General features: G+C 38.6%; 14 protein-coding genes. 6 read left to right on the plus strand and 8 right to left on the minus strand.

Going from position 1 to position 14,838, the window contains the following annotated elements; all coding sequences use genetic code 11:
• Genes GQR47_RS11790 through GQR47_RS11800 form a run of 3 tightly spaced genes read left to right on the plus strand, consistent with a single transcriptional unit; the run spans nt 1 to nt 2,689 of the window.
• Complete coding sequence (locus GQR47_RS11790) at nt 1-531, plus strand: hypothetical protein (protein WP_024597033.1); 531 nt, start codon at nt 1-3, stop codon at nt 529-531.
• Nucleotides 531-1,976, plus strand: coding sequence for an ATP-binding protein (locus GQR47_RS11795; protein ID WP_024597034.1), 1,446 nt, complete (start codon nt 531-533; stop codon nt 1,974-1,976). The genes GQR47_RS11790 and GQR47_RS11795 overlap by 1 nt, the downstream gene beginning before the upstream one ends.
• A 38-nt stretch (nt 1,977-2,014) precedes the next feature.
• Complete coding sequence (locus tag GQR47_RS11800) at nt 2,015-2,689, plus strand: response regulator (RefSeq protein ID WP_024597035.1); 675 nt, start codon at nt 2,015-2,017, stop codon at nt 2,687-2,689.
• A gap of 24 nt (nt 2,690-2,713) precedes the next feature.
• Here GQR47_RS11800 and GQR47_RS11805 read toward each other — a convergent pair whose 3' ends face one another.
• Nucleotides 2,714-3,571 carry a PA4780 family RIO1-like protein kinase gene (locus tag GQR47_RS11805; protein WP_002958167.1) on the minus strand — a complete coding sequence of 286 codons (858 nt, stop codon included), beginning with the start codon at nt 3,569-3,571 and terminating at the stop codon, nt 2,714-2,716.
• 302 nt (nt 3,572-3,873) lie between these two features.
• On the opposite strand from GQR47_RS11805, the gene GQR47_RS11810 reads away from it, so the two are divergent.
• Together GQR47_RS11810 and GQR47_RS11815 are read left to right on the plus strand one after the other, a co-directional pair.
• Entirely contained in the window at nt 3,874-4,149 is a 276-nt protein-coding gene (locus GQR47_RS11810) for an EF-hand domain-containing protein (RefSeq protein ID WP_165723823.1), read from the plus strand.
• Nucleotides 4,150-4,161: 12 nt separating this feature from the next.
• Nucleotides 4,162-4,617, plus strand: coding sequence for a hypothetical protein (locus GQR47_RS11815; RefSeq protein WP_024603529.1), 456 nt, complete (start codon nt 4,162-4,164; stop codon nt 4,615-4,617).
• Between the two features lie 88 nt (nt 4,618-4,705).
• On the opposite strand, the gene GQR47_RS11820 is transcribed toward GQR47_RS11815, so the two are convergent.
• From GQR47_RS11820 to GQR47_RS11840, 5 genes are all read right to left on the minus strand, one after another.
• Complete coding sequence (locus GQR47_RS11820; RefSeq protein ID WP_024597037.1) at nt 4,706-6,085, minus strand: VCBS repeat-containing protein; 1,380 nt, start codon at nt 6,083-6,085, stop codon at nt 4,706-4,708.
• A gap of 499 nt (nt 6,086-6,584) precedes the next feature.
• Nucleotides 6,585-8,525, minus strand: a complete 1,941-nt coding sequence (locus GQR47_RS11825) for an EAL domain-containing protein (protein ID WP_024597038.1) — start codon at nt 8,523-8,525, stop codon at nt 6,585-6,587.
• A 259-nt stretch (nt 8,526-8,784) separates the two neighbouring features.
• The gene (gene yghU / locus GQR47_RS11830) at nt 8,785-9,630 is read right to left on the minus strand and encodes a glutathione-dependent disulfide-bond oxidoreductase (protein ID WP_024597039.1); all 846 of its coding nucleotides are present in this window, start codon (nt 9,628-9,630) and stop codon (nt 8,785-8,787) included.
• A gap of 87 nt (nt 9,631-9,717) precedes the next feature.
• A complete protein-coding gene (locus tag GQR47_RS11835; protein ID WP_010555361.1) occupies nt 9,718-10,299 on the minus strand; it encodes a rhomboid family intramembrane serine protease in 582 nt (193 codons plus the stop codon).
• A gap of 116 nt (nt 10,300-10,415) precedes the next feature.
• Nucleotides 10,416-11,099, minus strand: coding sequence for a type 1 glutamine amidotransferase domain-containing protein (locus GQR47_RS11840; protein WP_024597040.1), 684 nt, complete (start codon nt 11,097-11,099; stop codon nt 10,416-10,418).
• 157 nt (nt 11,100-11,256) lie between these two features.
• On the opposite strand from GQR47_RS11840, the gene GQR47_RS11845 reads away from it, so the two are divergent.
• Entirely contained in the window at nt 11,257-12,180 is a 924-nt protein-coding gene (locus GQR47_RS11845) for a LysR family transcriptional regulator (protein ID WP_024597041.1), read from the plus strand.
• Between the two features lie 19 nt (nt 12,181-12,199).
• Here the strand turns inward: GQR47_RS11845 and GQR47_RS11850 are convergent, their stop codons facing one another.
• Complete coding sequence (locus GQR47_RS11850) at nt 12,200-12,934, minus strand: dienelactone hydrolase family protein (RefSeq protein WP_024597042.1); 735 nt, start codon at nt 12,932-12,934, stop codon at nt 12,200-12,202.
• Between the two features lie 510 nt (nt 12,935-13,444).
• Nucleotides 13,445-14,770 carry a glycerophosphodiester phosphodiesterase family protein gene (locus GQR47_RS11855; RefSeq protein WP_024597043.1) on the minus strand — a complete coding sequence of 442 codons (1,326 nt, stop codon included), beginning with the start codon at nt 14,768-14,770 and terminating at the stop codon, nt 13,445-13,447.
• Nucleotides 14,771-14,838 lie beyond the last annotated feature (68 nt).

Here is a 14,838-nt window from a genome sequence, read left to right on the forward strand (position 1 = left end):
ATGCGTTATTTTAAATACGCATTGATCCTAACAACTGCTGCGCTATTGAGCTTCAAGCTCTTTGCGCAGCAGGAAATGATGGATCATAGCCATATGCCTATAGCTGTGCCAAATGACACGCCAATCCCGGCATTAAGCCTTAAGTTATTAAAAGATAGTATGTCGGGTTATAACTTAATTTTAGATACACAGCGTTATGATTTGTCTGTGCCGCCAGAGGGCACGATGAACATGCAACAAATGATGGGCGTGACAACAAACCAAGACACCGGTTTTTTACAAGGTCATGCTCATTTATACATTAATGGGGTTAAAATACAGCGAATTTACGGACAAGCGTTGCATTTACCTGCTAACTTATTTAAAACTGGTATAAATACCGTATCGGTTACTTTAAATAATCATGGTCATATGTATTGGACCGCTCAAGGTAAAAAAATAGTTGCTACGCTGTATGTTAACGACCAAACCAAAGAGTTTATAACATACCGATTTGAGAGCTTTCCTAGCAAGGTTGAAAACACGCATTAATGAAAATTCATAATAAACTTTTTTTAATACTATTTAGTTTTACCTTTAGTGTTATTGCAGGGCTGGTGGTTCTTATACAGTGGAGCATAGGGCAAGGCGTAATTGATTTTGTTAATGCAAAAGAGGTGAAAGCGCTTGAACCACTTGTTGTGCAATTTGCAAAGCAATATGAACAAACACCCTCATGGGAGCGTGTTGTCGGCAATGGCGAAAACTTTAGAAAACGTGTTGAATCGCAATTAGAAAATAGCCAGTTTTTGCCTAGGCCACAAGAAGGTCCAGGTCCGCGTGGGCGAATGATGCGACGACCGCCGCCAGATCATATTCGTTTAGAGGAAGATCGCCGCCCACCGCCAGAAAATATTGCTCACTACGCTTTGCTTGACGAAAATAAACAGCGAGTAGTGGGTAGATACCTCAGCGATTTAAAATATATAACAACCCCAATTATTGTTAACGATAAAATAGTGGGTTACTTAGCAGTTTCTAAAAGAGATAGCTTGGTTGATGGCTACGAGCTTGATTTTTTACAGCAGCAAACTAACTACTTATGGTTTATTGCTTTAGCTGCGGTATTGCTAACATTAATGGTTACTTTTTTATTGTCTCGTCACCTAGTAAGCCCTGTAAAGCAAATTGCTAACGGTATGCATCGCTTAACGCAAGGTAATTACGAGACCAAACTCACGCTTGAGCGAAAAGACGAGCTAGGACAGTTGAGCGAAGATTTTAATACGCTTGCATTTACACTCGCTAAAGATGAGCAAGTACGTAAGCGTTGGCTTGCTAATATTTCTCATGAGCTTAGGACGCCAATGAGTATTTTACTCGGTGAACTTGAAGCTATGCTACTTGGTATACGAGAACCGAACGCAAAAAATATAAGTTCGGCTAACGATGAAGCCCTACATTTAAAACGCTTAATAGACGACTTGCATATGCTCAATAGCGCAGAGTTAGGAGGTATGCACTACACTATGCAACCTACTGATATGGCGTTATTATTAAATACTATTGAGCAAAAGTATCAGGTTTTGCTTGAACAACATAATATAAAAATATACCTACTAAATAGCGCTAAACACATAACTGTACAAGCAGATAAAACACGCCTTTTGCAGCTACTCGATAATATTCTAATGAACGCAGTACACTATGCACAATGTACAACTATTTCTTTAACGGCTAATAATATAAGCATTAAAGGGCAAACTTATTTAGAGCTTATAATCGAAGATAATGGCGTAGGTGTAGATCAGTCGCATTTATCGCATTTATTTGAGTATTTATACCGAGTAGATAGTTCGCGTAATCGCCAAGAAGGCGGTTCTGGCTTAGGTTTATCTATTTGCCAGCATATAGTTAAAGGTCATAAAGGTGAAATCGCTGCAGAAAAAGCCAGCTTAGGCGGCCTTGCTATTATTATTAGATTGCCAACTATTTAGCTTATAAAATAAAGTTAAGGTTACTTACAGAGATGCCTATGAGTGAACAAATACTAATTGTGGAAGATGAAGTAAAGCTAGCTAACTTAATGAGTGACTTTTTAAGCAGCCATCACTTTATTACTCATCAAATACATCACGGGAATGAAGTATTACCTTGGCTTGAAATTAACAGGCCGAGTGTAATCTTGCTAGACATAATGTTACCAGGTCAAAGTGGTATTGAACTGTGTAAAGCAATCAGGCGCTTTTCAAATGTGCCTATTATTATGGTATCGGCAAAAGTAGAAGAAATAGATAGGCTGCTTGGGCTGGAATTAGGTGCAGATGATTATATTTGTAAGCCGTTTAGTTATGCTGAGCTGGTGGCACGCGTAAAAGCTATTTTAAGGCGATTAAATAACGCAAGTGACGTTACAGAGTCAACAATGAAGCTTGACGAAAGCAGCTATAGCGTAAAATATAAATCTAACAGCATAGAATTGACGAACTTTGAATTTCAGCTATTTAAACCTTTGTTTAACAACCCAAATCGTATTTATTCGCGCGATAGCTTAATGGACACTATGTACGCCGATCAGCGTATTGTGAGCCACCGTACAATTGATAGCCATATTAAAAAGTTGCGTAAAAAACTAGATGAAGTGACACAAACTGAAAGTGTTATCCAGTCTGTTTATGGGGTTGGCTACCGGTTTGTGCATCCACAGTAAGGTGGAATGAGCTATGACGATGAGTTACTCATCGTCGTCAGCATTTTTAATTCGCTCTAAACGGTCAAACTCTTCGTATTCGGCAGCTTGGATTTCATCAAGAATAGAATCTACATCAGCAAGTTCGTCGCTGTCTTCAAATTCACCTGTAAGCGTTGAATTAGGCGTTAAATTGGCCTCTTCAAATAGTGCCCACATTTCTTTAGCGTATTGAGTTTTTAGTATGCTTGGCGCAAATTCACCATAGTATCGGCGTATGTTATTGACATCGCGTGCGAACATAGCTTGTGCACTGTTATTTGCTGAGGCGTTAACGGCTTGCGGTAAATCTATAATTACAGGGCCGTTATTATCTACAAGTACATTAAACTCAGATAAATCACCGTGTATTATACCTGCGCAAAGCATTAGCTTAATGTAATGTATCATGAGTTTATACTGCTCAATCGCTTGCTCTTCACTAAAAACGACATGTCCTAGTTGAGGGGCTACGTTACCATCTTCATCAGAGACGAGCTCCATAAGCAGCACGCCATCAATACAAAAGTAAGTATCAGGAACACGTACACCCACGCCAGCTAAACGAGATAACGCATCAACTTCGGCATTTTGCCAAATTTCTTCTTCTAATTGGCGGCCATAGCTAGAGCGTTTACCCATAGCACGCGCTTGGCGTCCACCACGTACCTTTCGGCCTTCTTGATATTGTGCCGCTTTTTTAAAACTACGTTTAACCGCATCTTTATACACTTTCGCACAGCGAATATGTTCACCACAACGCACAATAAATACATCGGCTTCTTTACCGCTCATTAGTCGGCTTATTACTTCGTCAATAAGGCCATCATCAACAAGAGGTTGTAGGCGTTTAGGTATTTTCACAGATTGCCTGCTAAGTAGGGTTGGTTATTAATCATTATTTATGAAAGTGCTCTGTATTTGTTTGTTTAATTGGCTCAAGCAGTATATCAGCTTTGAGAATTAAGGGCAGTAACACTACTGCCAGAGAGTAATTAATCGTATTATTTTATTAGCTTATATATTGATTGCAAAGCAATCAACCAGAACTTTTTTTGAATCATCAGTTTTTATTAAAAATAATTTATTACTTCCTCATTATTTGCACATTGTTTGCGTTTTTAAAGCGTAAGCTTAGTTTAATTCTTAAATACGAGGTTATTACTATGAAGCATTTTTCAACTCTTGCCACTGTGGCAATATTATCTATTGCTTTTTCAGCTAATGTAGCTGCTCGAGGCGGTGACAATCCTCCTGAAAAACCTGACTTTTCAACTATTGATACTGATGGTGATGGCGTAATCAGCTTTGAAGAGTTTAGTGCTAAAAAACCGCCGCACGGTGATGCACAAACAATTTTTGATTCTATAGATGCCGATGGTAATGGCGAAATTAGTGAACAAGAACTTAGCGAACATAAACCACCTCGTCGTGAACGTTGAAAGGATACTAAAATGATTAATAATATTGGCAGCAGCTCTGTGAGTTTTGTGCCGCAACAAAGTAGTCAAGCTGCAAAATTAACAACAGAGCAAAGTGATTTTGTTAAAGAAACGCTTGCACAGTTTGATGCAGAAAACTTAACTAGCGACGATGCGCAAAGTATTCAAGCTGCATTTAAAGAACAAGGTATTGAACCAACAAAAGAGCTTGCTGATTTAATGGGCGAACTCGAGTTTGATGCTAAAAGCATTGGTGATGCAGGAAGAGCAGAAGGTCAAAGACCGCCGCCACCGCCACAAAACTCATTAGAATCAGTCGATACAGACGAGGTAGTGAGCTACTTAGATGAGCTCTTAACTGAGTATTCAAACCAGTTGTCTGATGAAGATAAAGAATCAATCCTTGCATCAGTGCAAGAGAAGTTTGGTTTAAGTGAAGGCGATTCACTGCTAAATGTAACTGCTTAGGTGTTATTACTTAGAGTAAAGCTGACTGTTACTCGAAAGTCTTAAGTCCAAAGCCCAACGGTTAATTCTGTTGGGCTTTTTTATTGGCTTAATTTAATCGTGTTTCTATTTTGCTGGTGCCATCTTCTTCGGTAAATTTAAATACAAAATCTTTTTTACCGTCTTGGTTTATATCTACCAGAAGAATATCTTTATTATTTTTAGGCAGCGTTAGCTTTAATTTTTTGCGTTTATCATTTAGCAGTGAGTCTTGCTCTCCATAATAAATATACAGCGTTTTTTTACTGTATTTGTATACCGCATCAATATAGCTATCGCCGTTAATGTCACCTAAATAGAGAGCCGGTTCTGATTCATCGCCATTCATCCCCACTTCCATTTCTAAATCAAGTTCAATACTCGATTTATTGGCAAATGAGCCGTCGGGTTGCTGCTTATAAAGATTCATTTCTACATCTACATCAGTACTGCCACCGCCTAATGCCATAGAGGCGATAGTACCTAAGCCAATATCTAAGTCCATTTTTTGTAAATCAATTAAGCCATCATTATTAAAATCAGTTTTGAGCAATAACTCACTAGGGCCCTGTGTTTCAAATAAGGTAATGGGCGTATTAGCAAAACCTTTAGCACTCCCTAGGTACAAAGTATGTGCTATTTTTATATCTAGCGAGTCCATACCTTGTGTAGGCTTAAACTGTCTGGTTGTAAAATCTAGAAATCCGTCGTTATTAATATCAATAATTTGCTTTATTTTGCGAGTCTCGCCATTGCTTAGCTCGCCTAGCTCAATGCTAAAATCAATTGAGGTGAGCTTTTTCTCAAAGCCCTCTGAATTAGCAAGTAGTACATCTGCTCCAAAGTCATTTGAAAAAACCAGGTCGTTTAATCCGTCGTGGTTAAAATCGATAACCACAGGTTTATTGTTAATATTAACTTCTAAAGAAAGCCCTTTTCCTGAAAAGCGGCCTTCATATTTAGGTATTTGCTTAAATTGGTTAGGCTTAAAGCTGCCATCTTTATTTTGAATGTATAAAGTACTGCTTGCTAACCCAGGAATGAAAATATCGCTTAGACCATCGTTGTTAGCATCGAAAACAAAGTCTACTTTTTCAAATTTATCTATTTTTAATTGATTAAGAACCGACTCATAATTAAACAACAATGTTGGTTTACCTGCTTGGGCTTTATATACGCCATCACTTGTTAGTACGAGTGCTTGTTTATCGGTGATGTTAGCAAGTGTTGCCACATCAAACCCGATGGCGTTTTTTGGTAAAGCAAGTTCACTACTAAGTGATGTAAGTAAATTGATGGCTTCTAATTGTTTTAATTCTTTATTATATGCAAATAAAATCTCTGAATCGGTTGATACTAATTCATCCGTTGTTTTTATTGCCATTGTTTGAGCTATAACGCTTATGGGGGTAAGTAAAGTGATGAGTGAATAGCAAAGTGGTTTTATCATGCAAATTCCTTTTTTATATTTAGTTGTATCGTTAAAATTTTTATTATTTAAGCAGCGTCAGCGCATAATTTTACGTACTATCCAGCGCTGGGGCTTTTTCGTTTAAACGTAATATACATATGTAAGTTGGATTATATTTAGCCTACGCTAATTATTATGTACTGGGTGTAAGCAATTGTAAGATTATGTTTTAGGAAGGGGCTGTTGACCTTTAAGGATTGAAATTTGTTCAATCTAAGGACGATTTAATCGCGGCGCGAGGTTTGTAACCTAGTAACAAAGAGTCTATCTCCCTAGGCAGAACCTTTGGGCAGCGCATGTTTGGCATTAATACTACGTTATCAACTATGTATGGTTAATAACCACACTTCATAGGCTCTGCCTTGCTTAAATACCAGACAGTCTACTGCAAATTCAACCTCAAAAAATAAACAGGCCCTAATAAGAAAGGTAGCGCATAACTCATATGGTAGCTAAGCGCTTTTAGAGGTGTTTGCTATTAACTACATTGCTTATTTTGCTCATTTAAATAAGCATCTACAAAACCTACTTCCATCGGTTTTGAAAAGTAATAACCTTGTAGGTGAGATACACCAATTTTAGTGAGTGTGTTTGCTTGCTCAATAGTTTCAACGCCTTCTGCAACAACAGTAAAATCTAAAGTAGAGGCCATTTGTACAATTGCATGAATAATACTTAACCCTCTTTTATCCATATTTTGAATAAAGCTTCTGTCTATTTTTACTATATCTACACCAATATCAAGCATGCTTGATAGTGATGAGTAGCCTGTACCAAAATCATCAATTGAAATACAAAAGCCTTGTTTTTGTAGTGCTTTAACGGCTGTCAAAAATGTGAGTTTATCCTCGGCAAATACTGACTCAGTAATTTCTATGTGTAGGTTTTTAGGTTCTACCTGGTGGCGATTTACTATTTTTAATACCTTAGATACAAAATCAGGATCTTGTAGCTGAATAACCGATACGTTTACGCTTATAGCAATTTGTGGTTGTAAGTGACTTAATTTTGTTGCTTGTATACATGCCTGTTCTATTACCCAAATACCTAACTCGGTTATTAAACCGTATTGCTCGGCAATAGCTATAAATTCATCAGGGAAAATATTTTCACCATCTAGTTGCCAGCGTAATAATGATTCAAAAGAGGTTACTTTTGAGGTTTTGCTATCAACAATTGGTTGAAATACTAGCCTTAAACTATTTTCTTCTATGGCACTGGCTAGGCGTTGACTCAAAAGATACTCTCTTTCTTGTATTAATTTGAGTGAATCGTTATAAATATTCATATTGCCTTTCGCGATGCGTTTTTGGTGATACATTGCAGTATCAGCAGAGCGAATTAAAGTATTAAAATCACTCCCGTGCTCAGGATACATGGCAATACCAATAGTTGCAGATACCCATTTTTGATATTTATATGTTTCATGCTCGGCACCAATGCTTTGAAGTACTTTATCTGCAAACTCGATAAGCTCAGCTTGTTTTTGATACGTTGCTAAAATTAAAAACTCATCCCCGCCCCATCGGCATTTAAAAAGCTGTTGATTGCATACATTACTAATTCTTCGTGCTATTTCTTTTAATACTTTATCGCCTACTTTATGACCCAACGAATCATTTATTTGTTTAAATCCATCTAAATCTACGAATAATAAAGCAAAGGGTTCTTGAGGGTTGTCTGCTAGTTGTCTGTTTGCATTTTTTAAAAATGCGGTTCGGTTTAATAGATTTGTAAGTGGATCGGTATTAGACAGGTGGTAAATTTCTTCAGTGCGTTGCTCTACCTTGTTTTCCATTTCATTAAGCAGCTCTCTGTTTTGGTTTTTGAGCTTGATTGCGCTGTGTGTAAATGTGGCTGATTTGTACGATGAAGCCACCATAATAGCAGTAAATGCTAGGCCTAAAATACCGAGGACAGAGTTGTAGTTTTCGTTAGAAAAGGTTAATAAAAAAGAGTAGGGCGCCAATAAAATAATGCTATAGAGTACAGCGGTTACTCGGCTTCCTGAAAGCAGATTTGCAGAGCCTCCTGCGAAGGCAGATAAAATAGCAATCGTGGTCGTCGTCTCTATTGCTGATGAGGTGCTATGAAACCAAAGTGCATACCCACACCACGATAGCGCAGTTAAAATACACCCGGTTGAAAATCTTTTTGAGTATGTGTCAGCATTAAATAACGGGCTATCCTTTTTGGTTTTATAAAACCACATTACATCAATAGCGCGAGCTGCTAATAAGACAACCATAATGCTTAGCCAGATACTTTTTTCGTAGGATATTTTCTGGTTATTTAAATCAAAAGCAAACACTAATATAAAACTGACTACAATCGAAATGGCAATGCCAGAGATGGCATTAGAGTATAAAATTTTAACGGTTTCTCTGCGTTCTTCACTATTTAGATTTTTATATGGCACTAAGTAAAACCTTATACAAAAGTCACTCCAACTAGCGATGGAGAAACGTTCAAGAAATACAGCAAATATTTCAGATGAACAAAAGCGTATTAAACATCGATTAGTTAGGCTCTAATCCTGAGTATAAGAATAAATATAGTTTATGAAAGCAAAAAAAAAAGCTAGCACAGTAAAAAGGCTCATAATAAATAATCATTATGAGCCTTAAAATTATTAAGCAGGTTAAAGTGTTAACGACTTTACTTGCTGTTTAGTAGATTTAACCTTCGAAATCACTATCGTTATGGCGCTCTGCCATTTGATCTTCTTCAGGGCCCCATGTGCGATTTACGCGGCGGCCGCGCTTTACAGCAGGGCGATCAGCAACTTGTTTTGCCCAACGAACAACATGAGTGTATGAGGCAACATCTAAAAATTCAGCTGCATCATATAAGTCGCCTAAAACAAGCGAGCCATACCAAGGCCAAATTGCAATATCGGCAATTGAGTATTCATCACCCGCCATGTATTCATTTTCGCTTAAATGACGATTTAACACGTCAAGTTGGCGTTTAGTTTCCATGGTAAAACGATCAATAGGGTATTGCATTTTACTTGGTGCGTAACTATAAAAGTGACCAAACCCACCACCTAAGTATGGCGCTGATCCCATTTGCCAAAATAGCCAGTTACGACACTGCGTTTTAGCTTTTAAATCCTTAGGGATGAGTACATCAAATTTTTCAGCCAAATATTGTAAAATAGAACCCGATTCAAAAACGCGAGTAGGTGGGGTAGTTGAATGATCCATTAGCGCTGGGATTTTTGAGTTTGGATTAATATCAACAAAGTCAGATCCAAACTGATCGCCATCACCTATGTTTATTAAATATGCGTCATAGTCTGCATCGGTGCAACCAAGCTGTAAAAGCTCTTCAAACATGATTGTAGCTTTTTGGCCATTTGGCGTAGCAAGAGAATAAAGCTGAAATGCGTGCTCGCCAATAGGTAGAGTTTTGTCATGAGTCGCGCCTGCAATTGGGCGGTTAATGCTGGCAAATTTACCGCCACTTTCACTTTCCCACGTCCATACTTTTGGTGGCGTGTATTCGTTTTGATCACTCATAAATAACCTCAATGTTAAATGGAAATGTTTAATACTTACTCATAAATGTGGCCATAAAAAATTAATTAAAGGCCCTAAATATTTAATTTACCGACCTTTTAATTTATCGGCTTTTGCTAATCTATAACCTAAAAACAACCCGCTTAGCGCTCCAAATAAATGGCTTTCAAACGATACATGATAGCGCTGAGGTAAAACACCCCATATAAAACCGCTATAAAGTATAGCCACTACAACTGCAATTATAATTGATTTTAATGAGCGTCTTACTAAGCCGTAGCATAGAATAAAGCCCCATAAACCATATATAACACCGCTTAAACCAACATGTATGTTACTGCGCCCAAATGCCCAAACTAAGAGCCCACCGACTAGAGCGGTAAAAATAAATACGTTATAAAAACGTTTTACGCTGTACTGGCAAATTAGCCAACTTAATACTACAAATGGGATCATATTACTGGCAAAGTGCCACCAGCTACCATGTAAAAAAGGTGCGCATAGTATGCCAATTAATCCTTGGATACTGCGTGGATATATGCCTAAACCATTAAGATTTATGCCAGGTAGACTATTGATCACTTGTAGTACGAAGCAAATAACAACAATACTAAATATTGCGAAACGGGTACTAGTTAGTAATGACAGTGTGGTTGGCTTGGTTGCCATATAATCGCCCTAATTGACTTTAAGAGTTGCCAGTATAGGAATTGTATTTGCTAATGAAAAGCAATTAAAAAAGCACAGCATAAAATGCTGTGCTTAATTTTAATTATTACTCACTATTAACCTAATTTAGTTAATAGTTTTTTTGCAGCTAGTTCAGAGCTTGCTGGGTTTTGGCCGGTAATTACTAAACCGTCTTCTAGTGCTAATACACCCCAGTCGTCAGTTTTTTGATAATCGCCACCTTTTTTAATTAGCTCGTCTTCAACTAAAAATGGCACGATATCGGTAAGTTGCACTGCAGCTTCTTCAGAGTTAGTAAAACCAGTTACTTTTTTACCCGCTACTAGTGCATTGCCATCGGCATCTTTAACATTTAAAAATGCAGCACTTGCATGACATACCGCAGCAACAGGTTTTTGCTCTTTTACAAAGCTTTCGATAAGAGAGATTGAATCTGTGTTGTCAACCAAGTCCCATAATGGGCCGTGGCCGCCTGGGTAAAATACAGCGTCAAAATCGCTAGATTTTACTTCACTCAACACTTTAGTGTTTGCCATTAATGTTTGCGCCGCGCTATCGGCGTCGTAACGTTTTGTTGCATCTGTTTGAAAATCGGCAAGTGTACTTGTCGGATCAATGGGTGGTTGGCCGCCAGCTGGAGACGCTAATGTTACTTCAACGCCTGCATCAACAAATGCGTAATAAGGGGCTGCAAATTCTTCTACCCAAAAACCTGTTTTTTCGCCAGTGTTACCAAGTTCTGCGTGAGATGTAAGAACCATAAGTACTTTTTTAGACATTGAATATATTCCTTCTGATGATTTGAATTAGTTTATCTTGCTTACCAATTACTATATGCACTAACACTGCTTTAAACAACGATGATAAATTTAACTTTATTGGTTTAATAATTGATACAATAAAAAGGTTGAATTTAAAATACACTACGGAGCATTTATGAAAGTGTCGTTTGAGCAGTTAAAGAGCATGGTTGTATTTGCACAAATTGTAGAGCAGGGCAGCTTAACCGCTGCTGCCAAACAGCTAGGGCTTACGCGAGCAGTTGCAAGTTATCATTTAAAAAAATTAGAAACGCAGCTTGAAGTTACTTTACTAAATCGCTCAACCCGTACCATGGCGCTCACTGAAGCAGGCATTGCTTATTATGAGCGTTGTAGAATAATTACCGAACAAGCTAATGCGGCTAATCAGCAAATAGAAAATATAAAGAGCGAGCCACAAGGTTTACTTAAAATTAGTTGCCCAGTAAATGTGGGAATGCAGTTAATTGTGCCTGCAATAAATACGTTTAAGCGCCAATACCCTAAAATTCAAATAGACTTACAGCTTACTGACGATGTGGTTGATATTATTAAAAATGGGTTTGATTTTGCAATTAGGGGCGTGGCACTGAGTGACTCCAACTTGCAGGCAACCAAGCTGACTACAATGAGCACTTGTATTTGTGGCGCGCCGGAATACTTTGCACATTTTGGTAAACCTAAAACGCCTTTAGAGCTAGCAGAGCACCAATGGGTCGTTTATCAATTGGGCAGTAAAACATTAACACTTCAAAAAGATGGCAAAAAACACGATATTACAATGCAAGGCGCCTTAAGCACCAATAATGCCGCTGCTCGTACTGCTTTTGTTGAAGCAGGGCATGGCATTGGGCGTATTCCGCTTTACGATGCGTGGCCAAAAGTGCAAGCTGGACTGCTTGAAATAATATTAGATGATTATAAAAGCAAAGATATTGAGCTTTACGGGGTATTTCCGCCAGGGGCTGCGGGCTCTAAAAAGCTACGATTGTTTATTGATTACTTAAAAGCATACTTTGTAAAACAGCATACCGCTTTAGGTATGCTGAAAAGTACTTAATGAGTAGTTTTTACAGCATTTATAAAGTTCGGCTAAATAATGCCACCGCTTGTTGATACATATTTATCGCAAGGGCTGCATCGTATCGCTCACCTTCATCACGCATAAAGGCATGCTGTGCGTTAACTTCCTGCCACTGGTAATTGATGCCTGTGCTTACGCATTGCTGGTATATTTTAGCGCGGCCTTCTTTTGGCACATGCGGGTCTTGTTTGCCCCATATAAAGTGAATTTCGCCTTGTATATCAGCCATACGCTCGAATGAGTTATTTCCAGGTTGCGCAGGTAATGTATTGCTGTGAATATCAGTTGCGTATAAACAAAAAGCCGCATTAATTTCAGGATTTAGTGCCGCTCTGTAAGCTAAGTGACCGCCAATACATACGCCCATTGCGCCGACGGAGCCTGTGCAATAGCTTTGTAATCTAATGAAGTCGATCATAGTTTGTGTGTCACTGTCGTGGTGCTCAAGTGGCTTTGCCCACTTGTCGGCATTGCCTTTGTCTTTACCTGTATCATCATAAGCAAGCACAGTGCCTATAGGGTTTAACTCATGAAACACTTCAGGCACTAACACTACAAAGCCATGGCTTGCTAAAATAGCTGCGCTGCGTGCGATGGGGGCAGTTTGCTGAAATATTTCAGAATAAAAAATGATAGCAGGGAACTGTCCTTGCGCTTGAGGGCGATATACAGTTGTTCGCATTAAACCTGTCGGTGTTGGCAAGTCAGCATTATGTTGTTGGATTATCATAAAAAGCGCTCAGTAAAATAAAATTATATATGCTGATATGGTAACTGAGCGCGATAAAATATACGACTTTTGTCGTTGAGTATTTATACCAACCTGCATAAATCTTTGATCAATTTAACGAATTAAATTTCACTACAACGTCGTTAAAAATTTTTTATTTAGAACAACTAGATAAAAAATTTTTGCCTAGTTCTAGGGCCTATTGACCTTTCAGGATTAAAATTTGTTCAATCTAGGGGGCATTTAATCGCGGCGCGAGGTTTGTAACCTAGTGGGCTAAGTAAAAACCGAGTAACAAAGAGTAAATAGCCCCTAGGCAGAACCCTTTGGGCAGCGCCTGTTTGGCATTTATGCTACGTTATCGCCTATTTATGGGGAATAACCACACTACATAGGCTCTGCCTTGCCTAAATACCAAACAGTCTGATGCAAATTTAACCTCGAAAGATAAACAGGCCCTAGCGTAATTTTCTTAACGTTAAATAGACCCCATATATAAGCAGATTGGTATTAAATACTTGCAGGCATTTTATTACAACTGGCGTAGTAACTTACCGTGGCAGGCCAATCTGAAAAAATACCCATTACCCCCACGTCCTTTGCGAGTACGTCGACTACTGTCATCATGTCGCCATCGTTATCTATAACATCAGCAATTGATTGATAGTAATAACCTCCACCTTCATTAAGCGGGCCCGAGCGCTCAAGGCTCCATGCAATAAGCTTTAAACCAGCTGCTTTTGCGTCAATAGCGTATTGCGATGGCACAATATTACTTTCGTTATCTATTGTTAGCATCATCCAAATTGGAGGAGCTAAAATCTTCACCCCATCAGCCACTAACTCATCCATACCCGGTTGCCATGTTTGTGGGTTACTTGGATCAAATCCGGCTTCACTGTCACGTCCATCTAGGTAAACGCTTTTATCTGCAAAGTCAGGGTTATTGTTAATCCAGTATTTTACGTCTTCAAGGTTAAATGATTGCGGATAAACTTTTGAGGCTGGCACACCCATTTTCGTGTACTCGTCTAGCATTTTTTGCGCATATTGTTCTTGCGTCATTCCATCAAATGGCATACTTACTTGTGGCGATTTTAGCTCTGGTGTCATTTTTACACCTAGCTCATTAAACAGTGCAATGCTTTGTTTATGGGTCATCAATGTGCCGTTGGTGGCATATAAATCAGTGCGCCAACTTGGTGTGCCATCCATGTAATCGGCAACGGTCGTTGCATTAGTGTTTGCACCATCCATTTTACCTTCAAGGGTTAAAAACTCCGCTAAGCTTATATCGCTGGTACAACATTTAGCTGATGCGGCAATACCATTAGCAGGGTCGGCTGGTGTAAATGGCACACTGCATTTAGCTGCAAGTTCAGGAATAGCTAAAATATTAGTTGTGGTATGTAAATCGCATTGAGAGTGGCGACAAACAAGCTCTTTGTCGTTTGTAAATGTAACATCGCATTCAACAATGCCAGCGCCCATTCTCGCTGCCGCAATGTAGGCTTCTTTAGTGTGTTCGGGGTATTGCATTGATGCACCGCGATGACCAATAGAAAAATCGGTGCGGTAAAAAGGACCTTCGCTGCATGACTCTAATTTTGTTTTTAGTGTGCTTTGCGCCATATCGTTAATTAAATAGTCAGGGCGAGTCCCTAGCTGAATATTTACTCCTTCAGCAACCTCTACAACAATGGGCGTAGGTACTTCAACAATTTCCACTTCGGTGTTGGTAACAACCACTTCTTTTTCTACTATTTCTACATCATCGTCGCAGCCTGCAAGTGTGGCTAACAATATACAGCTTGTAAGTAAGGTAATACGTTTCATTGTTTATCCTTAAAAAGTAAAATTTGTACTACCTTAATGATTATTAATGACAATTTTGCTACAAGCTT

The organism is Pseudoalteromonas sp. Z1A2, from assembly GCF_011378755.1.
Lineage (GTDB): Bacteria > Pseudomonadota > Gammaproteobacteria > Enterobacterales > Alteromonadaceae > Pseudoalteromonas > Pseudoalteromonas distincta.

Bases quoted from the DNA above. Each gene is read 5' to 3' on its own strand.
- GQR47_RS11835 (WP_010555361.1), bottom strand. From the start codon at position 10,299: ATGGCAACCAAGCCAACCACACTGTCATTACTAACTAGTACCCGTTTC.
- GQR47_RS11840 (WP_024597040.1), bottom strand. From the start codon at position 11,099: ATGTCTAAAAAAGTACTTATGGTTCTTACATCTCACGCAGAACTTGGT.
- yghU (WP_024597039.1), bottom strand. From the start codon at position 9,630: ATGAGTGATCAAAACGAATACACGCCACCAAAAGTATGGACGTGGGAA.
- GQR47_RS11790 (WP_024597033.1), top strand. From the start codon at position 1: ATGCGTTATTTTAAATACGCATTGATCCTAACAACTGCTGCGCTATTG.
- GQR47_RS11845 (WP_024597041.1), top strand. From the start codon at position 11,257: ATGAAAGTGTCGTTTGAGCAGTTAAAGAGCATGGTTGTATTTGCACAA.
- GQR47_RS11815 (WP_024603529.1), top strand. From the start codon at position 4,162: ATGATTAATAATATTGGCAGCAGCTCTGTGAGTTTTGTGCCGCAACAA.
- GQR47_RS11850 (WP_024597042.1), bottom strand. From the start codon at position 12,934: ATGATAATCCAACAACATAATGCTGACTTGCCAACACCGACAGGTTTA.
- GQR47_RS11855 (WP_024597043.1), bottom strand. From the start codon at position 14,770: ATGAAACGTATTACCTTACTTACAAGCTGTATATTGTTAGCCACACTT.
- GQR47_RS11820 (WP_024597037.1), bottom strand. From the start codon at position 6,085: ATGATAAAACCACTTTGCTATTCACTCATCACTTTACTTACCCCCATA.
- GQR47_RS11800 (WP_024597035.1), top strand. From the start codon at position 2,015: ATGAGTGAACAAATACTAATTGTGGAAGATGAAGTAAAGCTAGCTAAC.
- GQR47_RS11795 (WP_024597034.1), top strand. From the start codon at position 531: ATGAAAATTCATAATAAACTTTTTTTAATACTATTTAGTTTTACCTTT.
- GQR47_RS11810 (WP_165723823.1), top strand. From the start codon at position 3,874: ATGAAGCATTTTTCAACTCTTGCCACTGTGGCAATATTATCTATTGCT.